The 17,885-nt window shown below is 66.6% G+C and carries 14 protein-coding genes and 1 pseudogene; 7 read left to right on the top strand and 8 right to left on the bottom strand.

Annotation, left to right across the window (positions count from 1 at the left end):
* Nucleotides 1-921 precede the first annotated feature (921 nt).
* Together hisN and AR540_RS19680 are read right to left on the bottom strand one after the other, a co-directional pair.
* On the bottom strand, nucleotides 922-1,728 hold the full coding sequence (gene hisN, locus AR540_RS19675; RefSeq protein ID WP_059231229.1) for a histidinol-phosphatase: 807 nt from the start codon (nucleotides 1,726-1,728) through the stop codon (nucleotides 922-924).
* A 2-nt stretch (nucleotides 1,729-1,730) separates the two neighbouring features.
* On the bottom strand, nucleotides 1,731-2,681 hold the full coding sequence (locus AR540_RS19680; protein ID WP_059231231.1) for an adenosine deaminase: 951 nt from the start codon (nucleotides 2,679-2,681) through the stop codon (nucleotides 1,731-1,733).
* Between the two features lie 227 nt (nucleotides 2,682-2,908).
* Between AR540_RS19680 and AR540_RS19685 the strand changes: the two genes are divergently transcribed.
* Nucleotides 2,909-4,012 carry an acyltransferase family protein gene (locus AR540_RS19685; protein ID WP_236712091.1) on the top strand — a complete coding sequence of 368 codons (1,104 nt, stop codon included), beginning with the start codon at nucleotides 2,909-2,911 and terminating at the stop codon, nucleotides 4,010-4,012.
* Nucleotides 4,013-4,019: 7 nt separating this feature from the next.
* Here the strand turns inward: AR540_RS19685 and AR540_RS19690 are convergent, their stop codons facing one another.
* Nucleotides 4,020-5,990, bottom strand: a complete 1,971-nt coding sequence (locus AR540_RS19690) for a glycoside hydrolase family 127 protein (RefSeq protein ID WP_059231235.1) — start codon at nucleotides 5,988-5,990, stop codon at nucleotides 4,020-4,022.
* A gap of 20 nt (nucleotides 5,991-6,010) precedes the next feature.
* Complete coding sequence (locus AR540_RS19695; RefSeq protein WP_059231237.1) at nucleotides 6,011-7,399, bottom strand: MFS transporter; 1,389 nt, start codon at nucleotides 7,397-7,399, stop codon at nucleotides 6,011-6,013.
* 209 nt (nucleotides 7,400-7,608) lie between these two features.
* Here AR540_RS19695 and AR540_RS19700 point away from each other — a divergent pair, with 209 nt between their 5' ends.
* The 3 genes from AR540_RS19700 to AR540_RS19710 all read left to right on the top strand — a co-directional run bounded on the left by AR540_RS19700 (nucleotide 7,609) and on the right by AR540_RS19710 (nucleotide 10,183).
* A complete protein-coding gene (locus AR540_RS19700) occupies nucleotides 7,609-8,415 on the top strand; it encodes an AraC family transcriptional regulator (RefSeq protein ID WP_059231239.1) in 807 nt (268 codons plus the stop codon).
* An 88-nt stretch (nucleotides 8,416-8,503) separates the two neighbouring features.
* The gene (locus AR540_RS19705; RefSeq protein WP_059231242.1) at nucleotides 8,504-9,610 is read left to right on the top strand and encodes a calcium:proton antiporter; all 1,107 of its coding nucleotides are present in this window, start codon (nucleotides 8,504-8,506) and stop codon (nucleotides 9,608-9,610) included.
* Between the two features lie 9 nt (nucleotides 9,611-9,619).
* The gene (locus AR540_RS19710; RefSeq protein WP_059231243.1) at nucleotides 9,620-10,183 is read left to right on the top strand and encodes a DedA family protein; all 564 of its coding nucleotides are present in this window, start codon (nucleotides 9,620-9,622) and stop codon (nucleotides 10,181-10,183) included.
* 117 nt (nucleotides 10,184-10,300) lie between these two features.
* Here the strand turns inward: AR540_RS19710 and AR540_RS19715 are convergent, their stop codons facing one another.
* Nucleotides 10,301-11,320 carry a branched-chain amino acid aminotransferase gene (locus AR540_RS19715; RefSeq protein ID WP_059231246.1) on the bottom strand — a complete coding sequence of 340 codons (1,020 nt, stop codon included), beginning with the start codon at nucleotides 11,318-11,320 and terminating at the stop codon, nucleotides 10,301-10,303.
* Nucleotides 11,321-11,704: 384 nt separating this feature from the next.
* On the opposite strand from AR540_RS19715, the gene AR540_RS19720 reads away from it, so the two are divergent.
* Nucleotides 11,705-12,196 carry a hypothetical protein gene (locus AR540_RS19720; protein WP_177339261.1) on the top strand — a complete coding sequence of 164 codons (492 nt, stop codon included), beginning with the start codon at nucleotides 11,705-11,707 and terminating at the stop codon, nucleotides 12,194-12,196.
* 6 nt (nucleotides 12,197-12,202) lie between these two features.
* Here AR540_RS19720 and AR540_RS19725 read toward each other — a convergent pair whose 3' ends face one another.
* Nucleotides 12,203-13,246, bottom strand: coding sequence for a zinc-dependent alcohol dehydrogenase family protein (locus AR540_RS19725; RefSeq protein WP_059231249.1), 1,044 nt, complete (start codon nucleotides 13,244-13,246; stop codon nucleotides 12,203-12,205).
* Between the two features lie 132 nt (nucleotides 13,247-13,378).
* Between AR540_RS19725 and AR540_RS19730 the strand changes: the two genes are divergently transcribed.
* Nucleotides 13,379-13,855, top strand: coding sequence for an Lrp/AsnC family transcriptional regulator (locus AR540_RS19730; protein ID WP_059231251.1), 477 nt, complete (start codon nucleotides 13,379-13,381; stop codon nucleotides 13,853-13,855).
* Here AR540_RS19730 and AR540_RS19735 read toward each other — a convergent pair.
* Nucleotides 13,852-14,544 carry a 3'-5' exonuclease gene (locus AR540_RS19735; RefSeq protein ID WP_236712092.1) on the bottom strand — a complete coding sequence of 231 codons (693 nt, stop codon included), beginning with the start codon at nucleotides 14,542-14,544 and terminating at the stop codon, nucleotides 13,852-13,854. The genes AR540_RS19730 and AR540_RS19735 overlap by 4 nt on opposite strands.
* A 204-nt stretch (nucleotides 14,545-14,748) precedes the next feature.
* On the opposite strand from AR540_RS19735, the gene AR540_RS19740 reads away from it, so the two are divergent.
* Nucleotides 14,749-17,088, top strand: coding sequence for a DNA polymerase II (locus tag AR540_RS19740; RefSeq protein ID WP_236712093.1), 2,340 nt, complete (start codon nucleotides 14,749-14,751; stop codon nucleotides 17,086-17,088).
* Between the two features lie 169 nt (nucleotides 17,089-17,257).
* On the opposite strand, the pseudogene AR540_RS26645 reads toward AR540_RS19740, so the two are convergent.
* Nucleotides 17,258-17,794, bottom strand: a pseudogene (locus tag AR540_RS26645) (methyl-accepting chemotaxis protein); the annotation flags it as partial.
* Nucleotides 17,795-17,885: the final 91 nt, after the last annotated feature.

Raw genomic sequence — 17,885 nt, forward strand, 5'->3', positions numbered from 1 at the left:
CCATGGCCGCGATTGCTTTTGGTACTTTGGCCCAGCTATTGGTGCCTTGGCTGTTTATCGAGTGCCCGGATAGCTCTTGTTTCGCCTGGCCGGCGACTCACTTTTCTTTGCTTGCGGATCGCCGCCCGGTGCAAAGAAAAGTAAGCAAAAGAAAGCACACCCCAACAGTTCGGCCCGGCGCAAAGCGCCGGGTGATTCGCTTCGCTCACCCTTCGGGCCAGCCTGCGGCTGTTACTCCGCTTCGCTACGTTTCCCTCGCTCCGGCGCCGTGGCGGGGGCACGGCACGAAGGGGCTTCCTGCCCCTCGCGCCTTGCTCGGCGTCCTGCCTCGCAACCCCCGCCACGACACCGGAACTCGGCCTCACTGACGGGGACGGGGCGCAAGCCTGATGCTTCGGTATCTACATGGACGGTTCATATTGATTTGTAGCGTGGAAAATCGCGCAGCGTTTTCCACTGCTGGGCACCTAAGCAATCAGTGGACAAGGCTTCGCCGTTGTCCACGCTACGACCGCTTATGGTTCTTCAACCAAAACCTTCAGGCTGGCGAAATCGCCCCGTTCAGGAGGGCGAGCGCCAGTGTCGTGGAGTGGGTCGAGCCGCATGGATGCGGCGAGAGGCCTAACGGGCCATGGACGGCCCGTGTAGGCCGACCCCGGAACGGCGCTGGTGTGAGCGAAACGTAGCGCAGCGGAGTAACAGCCGCAGGCTGGCCCGAAGGGCGAGCAATGCGAGTCACCCGCAGCGCAGCGGAGGGCCGGATGACCGGGGCAAGCGTTTTTGCTTACTTTTTTCGCGACTGAAAAAAGTGAGTCGCCCGGGTGGGCGAAACCAGAATCATCAAAGCACTCGATAATCAGGTAGAGCTAGGCGTTGGGCTTCGCTGCGCTCAACCCAAACTACGGACCCACCTGCCAAGCCTCAGGCCAGATGCCTCAACCGCTCCACCAATTGCCCATGCAACCCCGGATCCCCACAGGCCAGGATGGCCCCGCCCTGCTGGGCGTCCCCGCCATCCCAGGCCGTCATGCGCCCGCCGGCGCCTTCGATGATGGGGATCAGCGCCTGGACATCGTAGGGATGCAGGCCCGCCTCGATGATGACGTCGACGAAGCCCGAGGCCAGCATGCAGTAGGCGTAGCAGTCGCCGCCGAAGCGGGCCAGCTGCACCTCGGCGGCCACGGCGTCGAAGGCGGCCAGGCGGTCGGGGCTGTCGAAGATGTCGCGGCTGGTGCACATCAGCCGGGCCTGGCTCAGGCTGGCGCAGGGGCGGGTGCGCAGGGCGGCGCCGTTGCGCCAGGCGCCAGCCGGAGTGCCCAGGTAGCGTTCGCCGGTGAAGGGCTGGTTCATCACCCCGATCACCGGGCGGCTGCCGTCGTTGAGCGCCACCAGGGTGCCCCATAGCGGCAGGCCGGTGATGAAGGCACGGGTGCCGTCGATGGGGTCCAGCACCCAGGTCAGGGGGCTGCTGCCAGCGACGTTTTCCTCTTCTTCACCGAGGATGCCGTGATCCGGGTGCTCGGCCTGGATGAGTTCGCGCATGGCGCGTTCGGCGGCCTTGTCGGCCACGGTGACCGGGTCGTAGCGGCGACCGGCGCTGGCTCCGTCGCCCTTGTCGTCCACCGCCAGCTGGGCACGGAAGTAGGGTTGGATGGCCACGGCGGCGGCATCGGCCAGGCGCTCGGCGAAGCGTTCGTAGTAGGAGATCTCGGCAGCGGTCAGGCTCATGCTCATTTCACCAGGCGCGCATCGAGGCTGTTCTGCGCCAGGCGCCGGGCCTGTTCCTGGGTCATGCCCAGGCCCTCGTGCAGGGCCATGAAGTTCTCGGTGACGTAGCCGCCGAAGTAGGCCGGGTCGTCCGAGTTGACGGTGACCTTGAGGCCGCGATCGAGCATCTTGAGGATGGTGTGCTGGCTCATGTCGTCGAACACGCAGAGCTTGGTGTTGGACAGCGGGCAGACGGTGAGCGGGATCTGCTGGTCGATCAGGCGGGCCATCAGCCGCTCGTCCTCGAAGGCGCGCACGCCGTGGTCGATGCGCACCACGCCGAGCTGGTCGAGGGCTTCCCAGATGTACTCCGGCGGACCTTCCTCGCCGGCGTGGGCGACGGCCGGAAAGCCTTCGGCGCGGGCGCGGGCGAAGACGCGCTTGAACTTGCTCGGCGGATGACCCTGCTCGGAGCTGTCCAGGCCGACGGCGATGAAGTGGTCGCGGAACGGCAGCGCCTGGTCCAGGGTGGCCTGGGCGGCGTCTTCGGACAGGTGGCGCAGGAAGCTCAGGATCAGCCCGCTGGTCACGCCCAGCTGCTGCTCGCCGTCGCTCAGCGCCTGGGTGATGCCGCGCACCACCACCTCGAAGGGGATGCCGCGGTCGGTGTGGGTCTGGGGGTCGAAGAAGGGCTCGGTATGGATGACGTTCTGTTCCTTGCACTTCTGCAGATAGGCCCAGGTCAGGTCGTAGAAGTCCTGCTCGGTGCGCAGCACGTCGGCGCCAGCGTAGTAGAGGTCGAGGAATTCCTGCAGGTTGCCGAAGTTGTAGGCGGCGCGCAGGGCCTCGACGTCCTGCCAGGGCAGGGCGACGCCATGGCGCTCGGCCAGCTTGAACAGCAGCTCGGGCTCCAGGGTGCCTTCCAGGTGCAGGTGCAGTTCGGCCTTGGGCAGGGCATTGAGCCAGTCGTACATGGAAACCTCGAATCGCGTGTGGAATGGAACTGCTGATGATTGTCGCACGCTTTGCCCGGTCGTTCGCGGCCAGGCGGGTTCCCATTGACCGATGTACGGTGGTCCGGGACCTCAGAAATTCCCAGCGTTCCACGCTTTGGGCCAGCAAAAGGCCATAACCGCTGCAGTGGGTCGGGATCTGACTACAATCGGGACGCATGGCTCCAAACACCAGGCGTGAGGTATCCGTGCAGACCGTTCAGGATTACGTTGGCGGCAAGAACAACAATCTCAACTTGATTCGCATGATCGCGGCGCTCGCCGTGGTCTTCAGCCACAGCTTCGCCATCTCCAGCGGCACTCCTACCGCGGAGCCCGGACGCGAGAGCCTGGGCATGACCCTCGGCGACATCGCCGTCGACATTTTCTTCATCACCAGCGGGTTCCTGGTCACCAAGAGCCTGCTCAGCCGGGCCGACATCATCGACTTCGTCTGGGGCCGCGCCCTGCGCGTGGTGCCGGGCCTGCTGGTGATGCTGGTGCTGACGGTGCTGGGCCTGGGTGCCTGGCTGACCCGGGCGCCGTTGCAGGACTACCTGAGCGACGGCCAGACCTGGCTCTACCTGCTGAAGAACACCGGCCTGATCGCCGGCGCCGAGTTCGACCTGCCCGGCCTGTTCGAGGGCAATCCGTTGCAGACCATCGTCAACGGTTCGCTGTGGACGCTGCCCTTCGAGGTAGGCATGTACGGTGCCCTGGCGCTGCTGTGGCTGTTCGTCCTCTGGCTGCGGCTCGACAGTCGCCACTTCCAGCGCGCCATCCTGCTGTTCGCCGCGGGGGCCGCGCTGTTCAAGCTGTTCGCCTACTATTTCTTCGCCAGCGAATCGCACCTGCTGCGGCTGTTCCAGATGTTCTTCCTCGGCGGTGCCTTCTATGTGTTGCGCGCCTACATCCCGCTGTCACGCGCAGCCTTCGTCGCCGCCGTAGTGCTGCTGGTGGCCGCCACCCCCGACCGCGACAGCTTCTTCCTGGTCTACAACCTGGTATTGGGCTACGTGCTGCTCTACCTGGCCTTCGTCCCCGCCGGGCGCATCCGTGCCTTCAACGAGGTGGGCGACTATTCATACGGGCTCTACATCTACTCCTTTCCAGTGCAGCAGACCCTGGCGGCGGTGATCCCCGGCATCGAAGCCTGGACCCTGGTGCTGCTCTCCATCGGCATCACCCTGCCGCTGGCAGTGGTGTCCTGGTATCTGGTGGAGCGTCATGCCCTGGGCTATCGCCAAGCCTGCGCGACGGGCACCAAGGCGGTGTGGAAGCGCCTGGTGCCCAGGGGGCAAGAAGCCAACTGAAGCGCCCTCAGCGTTCGTCGACCCAGACCCGCATCTCGCCCTCGCCGCGATTGGCCCAGGCGAAGTAGGGGATGAAGGTGAGTCGTTGCGGTGTGGCCCGGGGTGGCGTCGAGGCCAGGCGGTAGAGGGCCGGAGAGGCGTCGGTGGGGGCCGTCGCATCCCAGCGCTGGCCTTCGGCCTGCACCTGCACGGCGTGCGACAGGGGGGCGTGCCCCTGGACGTCCTGCAGCGCGGCCGTCGGCGGCAGGGACAGGTTGTGCAGGTCCGCCCCGTTGTCCGCCTGCTCCAGGCAATAGACCAGCGGTCCGCGTTGCAACGCCACCTTGCCCGCCAGCTGGCGCACCTGGGGATGGGCTCGTAGGCGCTGGGTCGGCATCGGCAGGTCGAGTTCCACCCGGTCGCCGGCATGCCATTCGCGGCGCAGGTGGCAGTAGCCGTCGCGCGTCAGGGGCGCCAGGTCGACCGGCGCGCCGTTGAGGCGCACCGCGGGTGCCGGACACCAGTCCGGCAGGCGCAGGGCCAGGGTGAAGGTGCCGCCCTGGGACGCCCCGGCCAGCTCGAAACCGATGTTGCCCTGCCAGGGATAGTCGCTACGCTGACGCAACTGCCAGGGCTGGCCGGCGATCTGGAAACCGAGGTCGCTGCCTACGTAGAGGTGTACATAGAGCTGGTCCTCGCGTTGCAGATAGACATAGTCCTCCAGGGCGCCCAGCAAGCGGGCGATGTTCGGTGGGCAGCAGGCGCAGCCGAACCAGCGCTGGCGCACGGCGTGAACGTGATCGTAGCGGTGGCTGCCGGCCAGGGTCGCCGGGTGCACCTCCAGCGGATTGACGTAGAAGAAGTGCCGGCCGTCCAGCGCCATGCCGGCCAGCACGGTGTTGTACAGCGCGCGTTCCAGGACGTCGGCGTAGCGGCCCTCCGGGCTGAGTTCGAGCATGCGCCGGGCGAACATCACCAGGGCCACCGAGGCACAGGTCTCGGCATAGGCGGTATCGTTGGGCAGGTCGAAGTCGCAGGTGAGGGATTCACCATGGCTTTGGGCGCCCACGCCACCGGTGACATACAGCTGGCGCTGGGTCAGGTTGTCCCAGATGCGCCGGCAGGCGGCGGCCTGGTCGGCGTCGCCGGTCAGCCGGGCCAGATGGGCGACCCCGGTGTAGAGATAGAGCAGGCGGACCGCGTGGCCAACGGCTTTGTCCTGCTTGAGGACGGGGGCATGGGCCTGGCTGTAGGCCTTGTCCTTGATCATCCAAGCCGGACCGTGACTGGGCCAGTGGAAGGTGCGGCCGCGGCGCTCGTATTCGGCGTCGTAGTAGTGCGGCTGCTGGCCGCGCTGTTCGATGAAGTAGCGACCCAGGACCAGATAGCGTGGCTCGTCGGTGACTTCATAGAGGCGCATCAACGCCAGTTCGATCTCCGGGTGGCCCGGATAGCCGGGCAACTGCCCAGGGCCCGGGCCGAACACCTGATCGATGTGGTCGGTCAGGCGCCGGGCGATGTCCAGCAGCGCGGTCTTGCCGGTAGCCTGGTAGTAGGCCACGGCGGCCTCGATCAAGTGGCCGGCGCAATACAGCTCGTGGCACTCGGCGAGATTGGTCCAGCGCGCCGCGGGGGCCTTCACGGTAAAGTAGGTGTTGAGGTAGCCGTCCGGTTGCTGGGCGGCGCCGATCAGGGCGATCACCTCGTCGGCGGTGGCTTCCAGGGCTGGATCGGGTGCCTGGGCGAGTTGGTAGGCCACCGCTTCGAGCCATTTGGTCACATCGCTGTCCTGGAACACCATGCCATGGTGATCGCCCTGGCGCTGGCCGGCGGCGATGCGGAAGTTGTCGATGGCGTGACTGGGCTCGGCGGCGTCGACGCGGTCGTTGAGTGCTTCCCACTGGTAGGGAATGACCACTTCGCGGATCAGTTGCCGATAGGCGTTCCAGAAGGGGTCGTCGAGTCGGACATGGGAGACGTCTTGAACGGGCGTGGACATGGAATCCTCCGTAAGGAAAGTCAGGCGGCCTGCAGGTCTTGGCTGAGGCGTTGCATGAAGGGGCGATCCAGCTTGCAGAACAGCAGGACGCCGGCCAGCGCCAGGTGCAGCGCGGCGGGGATCAGGGTCTGCAGCAGGCCGATGGCGCCCAGGGAGGCCGGGGTCTGGGCAGCCTGGCCGGGTTGGTAGGCCACCAGGGTGAAGAGCACGCTGATGATCAGGGCGCTGGAGGCCCAGGCCAGCTTGATGCAGAACAGATTGGCGGCGAAATTCAGCCCCGAGGAGCGTACTCCGGTCTTCCAGCGGCCGTAGTCGTCGGCGAAGGCCATGAAGGAGAAGTGCAGCGGTAGCGTCATGCCCTGTACCAGGCAGGTGACGAAGATCAGGCCGAGCCAGAGCTGGGCGTGCGCGGCGCCGGTGGGCACCAGGTACAGCCCCAGGCTCCAGACCGCCAGCAGCAGGTTGATGCCCAGGTACAGCCGCAGCGGATCGATGCGCCGCGACAGCGGTGGCACCAGCAGGGCGCCGCCGGTGGTAGCCAGCGCCACCATGGCGAAGAACAGCGAGGTATAGGCCGTATCGCCGTGCAGCACGTAGGTGATGAAGTAGAGATAGCCGCCGCCGCGCACGTTGAACACATTGATCAGCAGGAAGGACAGCACCAGCATCAGCAACAACTGGTCGTTGCGTTTCATCGCGGCCAAATGCTGGCGCAGTCCGAAATGGCCCAGGGTGGCTAGGGGCACGCGTTCGCGCACGCTGAGGAAGCACCAGAGGAACATGGCCACCGCCACCCCGCAGAGCAGGGTGACGCCCCAGCGATAGCCCTGGACCTGGTCGCCATGGCCGAGCACGGCGACCATCCAGGGCAGGCCTACCGAGACCAGCAGTCCGGCGAGTCCGCAGAGCATGAAGCGCCAGGTCTGGCAGGACACCACCTCTTCCTGCCGGGTAGTCATGGCGTTGATCAGGGCGCAATAGGGCACGTTGACGGCGCTGTAGCTGAGCGACAACGCCAGATAGGTGAGGAAGGCGTAGACCAGCTTGGCGCTGGGACCGAGGTCCGGGGTGTTGAAGGTCAGGATGCCCGCCAGGCCGATGGGCAGGGCCGCCCAGAGTTGCCAGGGACGGAAGCGACCGAAGCGGCTGTTGGTGCGGTCGGCCAGGGTACCCATCAGCGGATCGGCGAGGGCGTCCACCACCCGCAGTACCAGGAACAGGGTGCCGACCACCGCCGGGGTGAGGCCGAAGATGTCGGTGTAGAAGAAGGTGAGGAAGTTGGCGATGAGGCAGGTGATGATGGTGCCCCCGGCATCGCCGAGGCCATAGCCGAATTTTTCCGCGCGAGACAATTCCGCCGCAGGCAAGGCGTTCGCGAGAGGCGCGGAAGTGAGGACCGAAGTGGTCATGCGAGCTGCTCCCTTTCTTGTCATTATTGGAGTGCGGCCGTCGAGCTGGACGGTCCGGGCCAATTGCTGCCGCCCTTGGGGCGGTTGGCCTGGATGCTAGGTTGGCCCCGTGGGCGGCCACCGACAAGGGAGCCGATTCGTATAAAAACGGGACGATTCCGACTTATCGTGCAAAGCTGCGCGAATCGCTGGAACAAGAGGGCCTGGCCATGCTGCCACTGGGTTTCGCCAGTCCGTTGCGGGTGCAGAACGGCGGTCACTTCATCTCCCGCGGGGTGGGGCGTCATCCGCGGCGCATTCTCGATTCCTACGAGTTGATCTACGTCGACCGTGGCGTGCTCCGCCTGCGCGAGGAGGAAACGGAATTCGTCCTCGGCGCCGGCGACGCCCTGCTGCTGCAGCCGGGACGCCTGCACGAGGGCCTGGACGACTTCGAGCCCGAGCTGAGTTTCTATTGGCTGCACTTCGAGCTGGCCGCCGAGCCGCTCCCGGGGGCGGGCCTGGCGGTACCGCAGCGCTCCCAGGTGCAGGCACCGGAGCGCTTCGTCGCCCTGTTGCGGCTGTTTCTCGCCGAGCAGGAAGATGGCGCCCCGGCCGCGGCCCTGGAGTTGCTGCTGCTGGCCCTGCTGGAGCGCCTGGCGCGCAGCCCGGCGGGCAGCCCCGTCCAGGGCGCCGGAGTGGCCCTGGCCTATCGTGCTCGCCAACTGATCGGCACCCGCTTCGGTGAGGCGCTGAGCGCCGCGACGCTGGCCAGTGCCCTGCGTTGCAATCCCGACTACCTCGGCCGGGTGTTCCGCCAGACCTTCGGCATCACCCTGACCGAGGCCATCCATCGTCAACGCATCACCGCCGCCGAGCGCCTGCTGCTCAATGCCGAACTGCCACTGGCGCGCATCGCCGAGCGTTGCGGCTTCGGCGACAGCGCCTATTTCCGCCGGCTGTTCCGCCGCCAGCGGGGCATGACCCCGGCCGCCTACCGCCGGCTGTACTGCAAGGAACACATCAACTCGGCGTGAGCGCTTGCGCCGACGTGGGGAGGTGCGAGCCTTTTGCCGCCTACGGCGGTCGTAACAAGGCATTGCTCATTCAAGGACGCCTTTCTCCATGCTCGCCGCTCTCAAAGACGAAACCCTGCTGCTGGTCGCCATCGGCGCCACGGTGCTGGCCTATGTGTTCGAACACGCGCTGCTCGGCGGCGGCCAGACCCTGGCCTTGGTCGCCGCCGGTGGCCTGATCGCCGCCATCATCTGCGCGGCCATGCGCGTGGCCCACCACGCCGAACTGCTGGCGGAAAAGGTCGGCGATCCCTATGGCACCATGATCCTGACCCTCTCCGCCGTGCTGGTGGAGGTGATCATCCTGGCGATCATGATGAGCCACGACCACTCGCCGACCCTGGCCCGCGACACCATCTACGCCGCCGTCATGCTGGACATGAACGGCATCATCGGCCTGGCGGCGCTGCTCGGTGGCCTCAAGCACGGCGAGCAGCCCTATAACGACGATTCCAGCCGCAGCTACGGTGTGATGATCATGACCGCCGTGAGCATCTCCATGCTGGTGCCGGAGTTCATTCCTTCGGCCCAGTGGCACGTCTATTCCTTCTTCACCATCGGCGCCATGGCACTGCTCTATGCCCTGTTCCTGCGCATGCAGACTGGCCCGCACAGCTACTTCTTCAGCTACAGCTATCCCGAGAAGAAGCGCAAGCGTCCGGTCGTCGAGGGGCAAGGCGAGACGGGCGGCCATGGCGAGAGCAGCGCCGCCCTGTCCATCGGCCTGCTGATCGTCGGCATCGTCGCCACCGGTGCCCTGGCCGAGGTGATGTCCAAGTCGCTGGATACCGGCCTGGAAGGGCTGACCGTGCCGGCCCTGGTCCCCGCCCTGGTGGTGGCGGTGATCTCCGCCAGCCCGGAGATCCTCACGGCGCTGCGCGCGGCCATGGCCAATCGCATGCAGTCGGTGATCAACATCGCCCTGGGTGCCAGTCTGTCCACCGTCATCCTCACCGTACCGGTGGTGGAGGCCATCGCCCTGTTCAATGGCCAACCCATCCAGATGGCCATGACCCCGGTGCAGACGGTGATGATGGCGGTGACCCTGATCGTCGCCGCCATCAACCTCAACGATGGCGAGACCAATGCCATCGAAGGCATGACCCACTTCGTGCTGTTCGGTACCTTCATCATGCTGACCATTCTCGGTCTCTAAGGACGTGCCATGATCGACAGCGAAGTCATCAGCAACTACGGCTATGGAGCGGCCGTTCTGGGCGCCCTGATCGAGGGCGATGGCGTCGCCATCCTGGCCGGCATCGCCGCGCGCCACGGCTACCTGCTGTTTCCGCTCACGGCAGTATGCGTGGCCCTGGGCGGCTTCATCGGCGACCAGACGCTGTTCTTCCTCGGCCGCCGCTACGGTGACGGCATCCTCGGTCGTTTCAAGCGCCAGCAGGCGCGCATCGACTGGCTGCGCAGCCGCATCCATCGTCACGAGGCCTTGTGGATCATCGGTATCCGCTTCGCCTATGGCTTCCGTCTGATCGGTCCGCTGCTGATCGGGGCCAGCGGCGTACGGCCGCGGCGCTTCCTGTTCTACAACATCATCGGGGCGCTGCTGTGGGGTTTTCTCATGACCGGCGTCGGTTATTTGGTGGGGGAGATCCTGCGCGATTTCTTCGCCGAGCATCATGTGTCCAAGCGATGGTTCTTCGCGGCGGCGATCGGAGTGGTGGTGTTGTTCGTGGGGGTGAGGGCCGTGTTGCGGCGGAAGGAGGGGGTGTAGGGGGAGGGTGGCTGCGTAGGTTGGGCTTCGTTGGCGCTCAACCCAACCTACCGCCAACCCTCTGCCAACGAAAAAGGCGCCCCAAGGCGCCTTCTTCAAACCAAGCCAACCCCCAAGTCAGACCTTGACGATCCAACCCTCCGGCGCCGGCTTGTCACCGGTCTGGATACCGGTCAACTCCTCGTATAGCTTGCGCGTCACCGGACCGACCTCGGTCAGGCTGTGGAAGACGTGCAGCTTCTCGCCGTACTGGATGCCACCGATGGGCGTGATCACCGCGGCGGTGCCGCAGGCGCCGGCTTCGACGAACTGATCGAGCTGATCGATGAAGACATCGCCTTCGATCACTTCCAGGTCCAGACGGTCGCGGGCCAGTTCCATCAGCGACATGCGGGTCACGCCCGGCAGTACGGATTCGGAGCGCGGGGTGATGAACTTGCCGTCGCCGGTGATGGCGAAGAAGTTGGCCGAGCCGACTTCCTCGATCTTGCGATGGGTCAGGGGGTCCAGATAGATGCAGTCGGCGAAGCCTTCGGCCTTGGCCTGGGCGCCGGGCATCAGGCTCGCGGCGTAGTTGCCGCCGACCTTGGCGGCACCGGTGCCCTGGGGCGCGGCGCGGTCGTAGCTGGAGATGACGAAGTTGTGCGGGGTCATGCCGCCCTTGAAGTAGGCGCCGACCGGGATGCCGAACACCACGAAGTGGAATTCGGGGGCGGTACGCACGCCGATGTTGTCCCCCACGCCGATGACGAAGGGGCGCAGGTAGAAGGCGCCACCACTGCCGTAGGGCGGAATCCAGGCCTCGTTGGCCTTGACCACCTGCTGGCAGGCGTCGATGAACATCTCGGTGGGGACCGGCGGCATCAGCAGGCGGGCGCAGCTCTTGTGCATGCGCGCGGCATTGCGGTCGGGACGGAAGAGGTTGACCGAGCCGTCCTGGCAGCGATAGGCCTTGAGGCCTTCGAAGCACTGCTGGCCGTAGTGGATGGCCGTGGAGCCTTCGCTGATGTGCAACTGGTTGTCGCGGGTCAGCTCCCCGGGCTCCCAGCTGCCGTTGCGATAGGTGGCGATGAAGCGGAAGTCGGTCTTGACGTAGTCGAAGCCGAGGGTCTTCCAATCGATGTCCGCAGCGCTCATAGATCCTCGCAGTGCTCTCCGGCGCCTGGGCCGGTCGTGTCAGGGGTTGCCGTGCGCCTCGCCGGCGACGGTTCAAGGGATGGACGGGAGCGAACTCGTCCTCAGACTGTGAAAGATACCGCTTATCCGGACCGGCGGGGGCACCTTTCAGCCAATCGGGTCTCCAAATCCTGACGCTGGCCCTTTGCCGCCTCTGCCTGCTGCCTCAGGCTAAGAGTCTATTCAACGTCTCGCGAGCTAGAGCCAAACAAGGCGAAGAGACCCGGGGAAGCGCAGTTTACGAGTGGTAAATGAGCATCCCGGAGGTCTTTTCGACGCCGTTTGGCCGCTGCGCAGGAGACTTTGAACTGCCTCCAAGGCCCGGGTCTCCACTAGGAGTACATCTTGAAAACAACGATGGCGTTGCTGGGTGCCCTGACCCTGCCAACGCTGCCGGCGCAGGCCGCCGGTATCTTCACCGATGCCTTCGATTCGGCACTCAATCGCCGGGTCATCGAGTGGCGTGGCGCGCCCTCGCCCGAAGGCATCGTCTTCAGCGTGATCGCCAGCCAGTTCAAGACCAGTGCCGGCCACGCCACCACCGATTTCCGTACCCAGCTGTCCACCTTCGGCGACAAGGTGCGCTTCCATGGCTGCAGTGCCAGCCGCTGGGAGATGAATGGCCGGCTGTACCTGCCGCTCAAGGGCCAGTACCGCATGGCTGGCCTGGACGAGCGCTACGGCGAGTACTTCGTCGCCCAGCCCACCCGCCAGGACCTGGAGTGGGTGGCCATGAACACCCGCGTCGACTATCGCCTCTGCCGCCTGCGTGAGACCCTCTCCGCCGAGGACCTGCAGGGCTTGCGCTGGGTGTTGCAGGCGGCGGAGGCCGATTAGCGTGGCCTAGCTGAAATCGGTGATCACCGTGACCCCGGTGCCCTGGAAGCTATCCATCTGCATCAGCGCCGCGATGGAGTCGGCGAGGCCGATCTTCCGGCCGATCAGTTTGTCCGGGGCCAGGGTGCCCTTGTGCAGCATGGCCATCAGCACATCGTAGCGATGGGCCTGCATGCCATGGCTGCCGAGGATCTCCAGTTCGTGGGCGATCACCCTATCCATCGGCAGCGCGGGCGTCGCCTGGTCACCCAGCAACAGGCCCACCTGGACGTGCTTGCCACGCTTGCGCAGGCTGGCGATGGAATTGAAACAGGTGGTGGGATGACCCAGGGCGTCGAGGGAGACGTGGGCGCCGCCACCGGTGATCTCCCGCACCGCCTCCGGCACGCTGGCCACCTGGGTGGCGTCGATGGTGGCCATCGCGCCGAGCCGGCGGGCGAGTTCCAGTTTGTCCGAGGTTATGTCGATGGCCACCACCTGGGCGCCCAGGGCGCTGGCGATCATGATGGCGGAGAGCCCGACGCCACCACAGCCGTGTACCGCGACCCATTGGCCGGCCTTGAGCTGGCCCTGGTCGACCACTGCCCGGAAGGCCGTGACGAAGCGGCAGCCCAGGCTCGCCGCGGTGGCGAAGCCCAGGTTGTCGGGCAGGGCCACCAGGTTGAGGTCGGCCTGGTGGATGCCCACGTACTGGGCGAAGGAGCCCCAGTGGGTGAAGCCGGGCTGGAACTGGTGATCGCAGACCTGCTGGTGGCCGGCATGGCACTGGGGGCAGGCCCCACAGCCGCCGACGAAGGGCACCGTCACCCGATCGCCGACCTGCCAGCGGGTCACGTCCTTGCCCACCGCCTCGACGATTCCGGCCAGTTCGTGACCCGGGACGTGGGGCAGTTCGATATCGGGGTCGTGGCCCATCCAGCCGTGCCAGTCGCTGCGGCAGACGCCGGTCGCCATGACCTTGAGCACCACGCCGTGGTTCTCGGGGGTCGGGTCCGGCACCGTGGTGAGGCGCGGCGGCGCGGAAAAGGCTTCGTAGACGATGGCTTTCATGGGCGGACCTCGAAGGGAAAGTCCTTCCAGTATGGCGAAGTACCCTGAATTAGCCTGTCTAAATGCCTTCTATTCGACTTGGAAAGTGAAATATTCTTTCACCTCGGGATTCTCTGGAGAAGGAATCTTTCCATGACTACATTCGATCGCCTGGACGCCGCCATTGTTGAGCGGCTACAGCGCGATGGTCGGCTATCCAATGCGCGGCTGGCCGAGCAACTGGCGCTGAGCGAGGCCTCCTGCTGGCGTCGGCAGAAGCGGCTGGAAGAGGCAGGCGTCATCGAGGGCTACCAGGCGGTGGTCAATCGGCGGCGGTTGGGGATCGGGGTGATGGCCTTCGTGCAGATCGGCTGCACCCAGCACAGCGAAGAGGTGACGGCGCAATTCGAGGCCATCATCGGCGCCTCGGCCAATGTGCTGGCCTGCTACAACGTCACCGGCGAGGCGGACTTCCTGCTGCACGTGGTGGCCCGCGACCTGGACGACTACAGCCGTTTCGTCGAGCAGGTGCTGCGTAAGCTGCCGGGCGTGTTCAACATTCGCTCCAACCTCTGCCTGCGCGAGTTGAAGAGCGAGCGGCGCCTGCCGGTGGACTATCTGGTCGACTAGCCCGCCAACGCCTGCACGGCCTGCCAGGTGGCCGGTGACTCGCTGGCCAGGGCCTGGACCAGGGCGGCCTTGAGGCGGCAGTCGGGCAGGGCACGGTGGGTGTCCTGCACCGTGACACCCTGGTTGCGGGCGGCCATCGCCAGCGCTTTGCGCCGCCAGCCGTCCTGGCTGCGGCTGTCCAGGCTCGGTTCCTGCCAGAACTGGGCATAGAGTTGCATCAGGCAGTGCAGGCGGGTGCCGTCCACCAGTTGCACCGGCGGCGTCTCCCGTTCCAGCTCCGGGGGCAGCACCAGACCGTGCAGCCGAGCGTTGTGCGACAGCAGGCGATAGTCGAAGGCCATGCCGTAGGCCAGCACGGTACGGCTCTGCAGCAAGGGCCAGAGTTGGGCGAACACCGCGGGAAAGGCGGGTGCCTGGGCCAGGTCGGCATCGGTCAGGCCGTGGATCAGCGTCGCCTCGCGCGGCACGGCGATGGAGGGGCGCACCAGGGTATTGAGCAGCACCCGACCGCTCAGGGTCATCACCGCGACCTCGATCAGTTGGGCGTCTTCACCGAGGCCGGTGGCCTCGGTGTCCAGCACCAGAACGTCCTGTTCCAGCCAACGGCGGGCTTGCTCGCGCACGAGCGCTTGCTGGGCGTTGTAGCGGGGCACGGCCCCGCTGGGAAAGGACGACGACAACGAATTCATGACACTGCCTGAAACGATAACCAAGAAGGCGCCCAGTAGCCGAGCGAGTCGGCTCTACGACGGGTGTGGGCATTCGATGCAAGATCATCGCCATAGGACACAGAGCTTTCCGTCGGTGCGACGAGCGGACCACTGGGCGCGCCGGGGTCGCCCGGCCCGGCCGGCCTTGCGAGAATGGCGCCCCGAGCGAATGAGAGGAGCGCGATGGCCGTGGCCGCCGCCCAGGGTTTTCTGCTGACACGCCTCTGGCGCGAGACTCCAACCGGAACGGAACTGGTGTTCTGGTTCGCCACCGACGCAGGGCCGCGGCAACTGCGGGTGCCGGGGCAACAGGTGGTGGCCTTCGCCCCCGCAGCGCGACGAGCGGACATCGAACAGCTGCTGCCAGCCGGGGTGGAACTGCGCGAGTTGGCGCTGCAGGACTTCCAGCGACGCCCCGTCCTGGGGCTCTATGCGCCGCGCCATCGCATCCTGCGTGACCTGGAGCAGCGGCTCACGGCGGCGGGCATCGAGGTCTACGAGGCGGACATCGCCCCGGCGGATCGCTTCCTCATGGAGCGTTTCATCACCGCGCCGGTCCAGTTGCCGGACGGCGAGTCCGCGCCGCTGCGGCCCGCGCCCGACTACCGCCCGCAGCTGCGCACCCTGTCGCTGGACATCGAGACCAGCGAGCGCGGCGAGCTCTACAGCATCGGCCTGCACGGCTGCGGCCAGCGCCAGGTGTACATGCTCGGCCCGCCCACCGGGGAAGACGCCGCGGTGGACTTCGACCTGGAATACGTCGACGACCGCGCCACTCTCTTGCAGCGCCTCAACGCCTGGCTGGCGCGCCATGATCCCGACGTCATCATCGGCTGGAGCGTGTTGCAGTTCGACATCCGGGTGCTCCACGAACATGCGCGCAAACTGGGCGTGCCGCTGCACCTGGGGCGTGGCTCCGTGGAGGACGATCGCTACGAACCCGGCGGCCAGGGCCGGCCGTTCCATGCCCTGCTGGCCGGGCGGCCGATCATCGACGGGGTGGAGGCGCTCAAGTCGGCGACCTGGGTGTTTCCCTCCTACAGCCTGGAGAACGTCAGCCGCACCCTGCTGGGCGAAGGCAAGGCCATCGACAATCCCCACGACCGCATGGCCTCCATCAACCGGATGTTCGCCAGCGAGAAGAGTGCCCTGGCGCGCTACAACCTGGTGGACTGCGAGCTGGTCACCCGCATCTTCGCCAGGACCGAGCTGCTGCGCTTCCTCCTGGAGCGGGCCAGCGTCACCGGTCTGCCGCTGGAGCGCCACGGTGCCTCCATCGCCGCCTTCTACCACCTCTATCTGCCGCTGATGCACCGCCAGGGCTTCGTCGCGCCCAATCTCGGCGCCCAGCCGCCCGAGGCCAGTCCCGGCGGCTTCGTCATGGATTCCCGGCCGGGGCTCTACGACTCGGTGCTGGTGCTGGACTACAAGAGCCTCTACCCGTCGCTGATCCGCACCTTCCTCATCGACCCGGTGGGGCTGGTGGAGGGTCTGGCGCTGCCCGAGGCCGAGACGGTGCCGGGCTTTCGCGGGGCGCGCTTCCATCGCACCCGGCACTGCCTGCCGGAGATGGTGGCGCGGGTCTGGGAGGGGCGCGACGCCGCCAAGCGCGCTGGCAACGCGCCCCTGGCCCAGGCGCTGAAGATCATCATGAACAGCTTCTATGGCGTGCTGGGCACGCCGCACTGCCGCTTCTTCGATCACCGCCTGGCCTCGTCCATCACCCTGCGCGGCCATGAGGTCATGCACCGCACCCGCGAGCTGATCGAGGCGCGCGGCCACCAGGTGATCTATGGCGACACCGACTCCACCTTCGTCTGGCTCGGCCGCGCCCATGAAGAAGCCGACGCCGAGCGCATCGGCCGCGAGCTGGTGGGGGCGGTCAACGCCCACTGGCGCGAGCAGCTGCAGGCCGAGCTGGGGCTGGACAGCCACCTGGAGCTGCAGTACGAGACCCACTTCGCCCGCTTCCTCATGCCCACCATTCGCGGCGCGGAGGAGGGCAGCAAGAAGAGATACGCCGGGCTCCGGCCCGCGGCGGACGGACAGCCGGAACTGGTGTTCAAGGGCCTGGAGACGGTGCGCAGCGACTGGTCGCCCCTGGCCCAGCGTTTCCAGCGCGAGCTGTACCTGCGCGTCTTCACCGGCGAACCCCATGCCGACTACGTGCGCGACTTCGTCGCTCGTACCCGCGCCGGCGAGTTCGACGACCTGCTGGTCTATCGCAAGCGCCTGCGCCGGCCGCTGGAGGAGTACCAGAGCAACGTCTCGCCCCAGGTGCGGGCCGCGCGGCTGGTGGACGCGGAAAACGCCCGCCTCGGCCGCCGCAGCCAGTTCCGCCGCGGTGGCTGGATCAGCTACCTGATCACCATCGCCGGTGCCGAACCGGTCGAGCTGCCCCATGCGCCGCCGGACTACGACCACTACGAACAGCGCCAGCTGGCGCCGGTGGCCGATGCCATCCTGCCCTTCGTCGGCGACCGCTTCGACCGGCTGCTGGATCGGCAACTGGGGTTGTTCTGAGCGCGGGTGGGGCAGGCCCTCACCCCAACCCTCTCCCGCAAGCGGGAGAGGAGCTGTAGTCGAGGTACAAGGGTGGACGACGGTGCAGCCTTATCCAGGCGTCACCGGAACCCCGGCGACAAAAAGCCCCGCCGGTAGTGCCGGCGGGGCTTGGCGTAATGCGGTGGGATCAGGCCTTGAAGCGACGGACCAGGCTGTTCAGTTCGCCGGAGAGGTGCGACAGGCGCGAGGAGTCGTGGCTGGTGGACTGGGCCAGGCCTTCCACCTGCAGGGCATCGTCCTGGATCTGGGCGATGTGGCGATTGATGTCCTCGGCCACCTGGTGCTGTTCCTCGGCCGCGGCGGCGATCTGCAGGGCCTGGTTGCGGATGTCGTCCACCGAATGGCGGATGCCTTCGAAGCTGCCGCGGGCCTCGCTGATCGAGGTCACGCTGGTCTGCGAGAGCTGCAGGCTGGTCTCGATCTGGCGGGTGACTTCCTGGGTCTTGCGCGCCAGGTTGCCCAGCAGCCCGTCGATCTCGCCGGTGGAGTCGGCGGTGCGCTTGGCCAGGGCGCGCACCTCGTCGGCCACCACGGCGAAGCCGCGGCCCTGCTCGCCGGCCCGGGCCGCCTCGATGGCGGCGTTGAGCGCCAGCAGGTTGGTCTGCTCGGCGATGCCGCGGATGGTGTCGAGGATGGTGTTGATGTTCTGGCTGTCCTGCTCCAGCACGGCCATGGCCTGGGCCGACTGGGACAGGCTGCCGCTGAGCTGGTTGACGTTGCCGGTGGCCCGCTCGATCTGGCCGTAACCTTCCTGC

Origin of the sequence: Pseudomonas sp. EpS/L25 (genome assembly GCF_001512295.1) — a bacterium.
Classification (GTDB): domain Bacteria; phylum Pseudomonadota; class Gammaproteobacteria; order Pseudomonadales; family Pseudomonadaceae; genus Chryseomonas.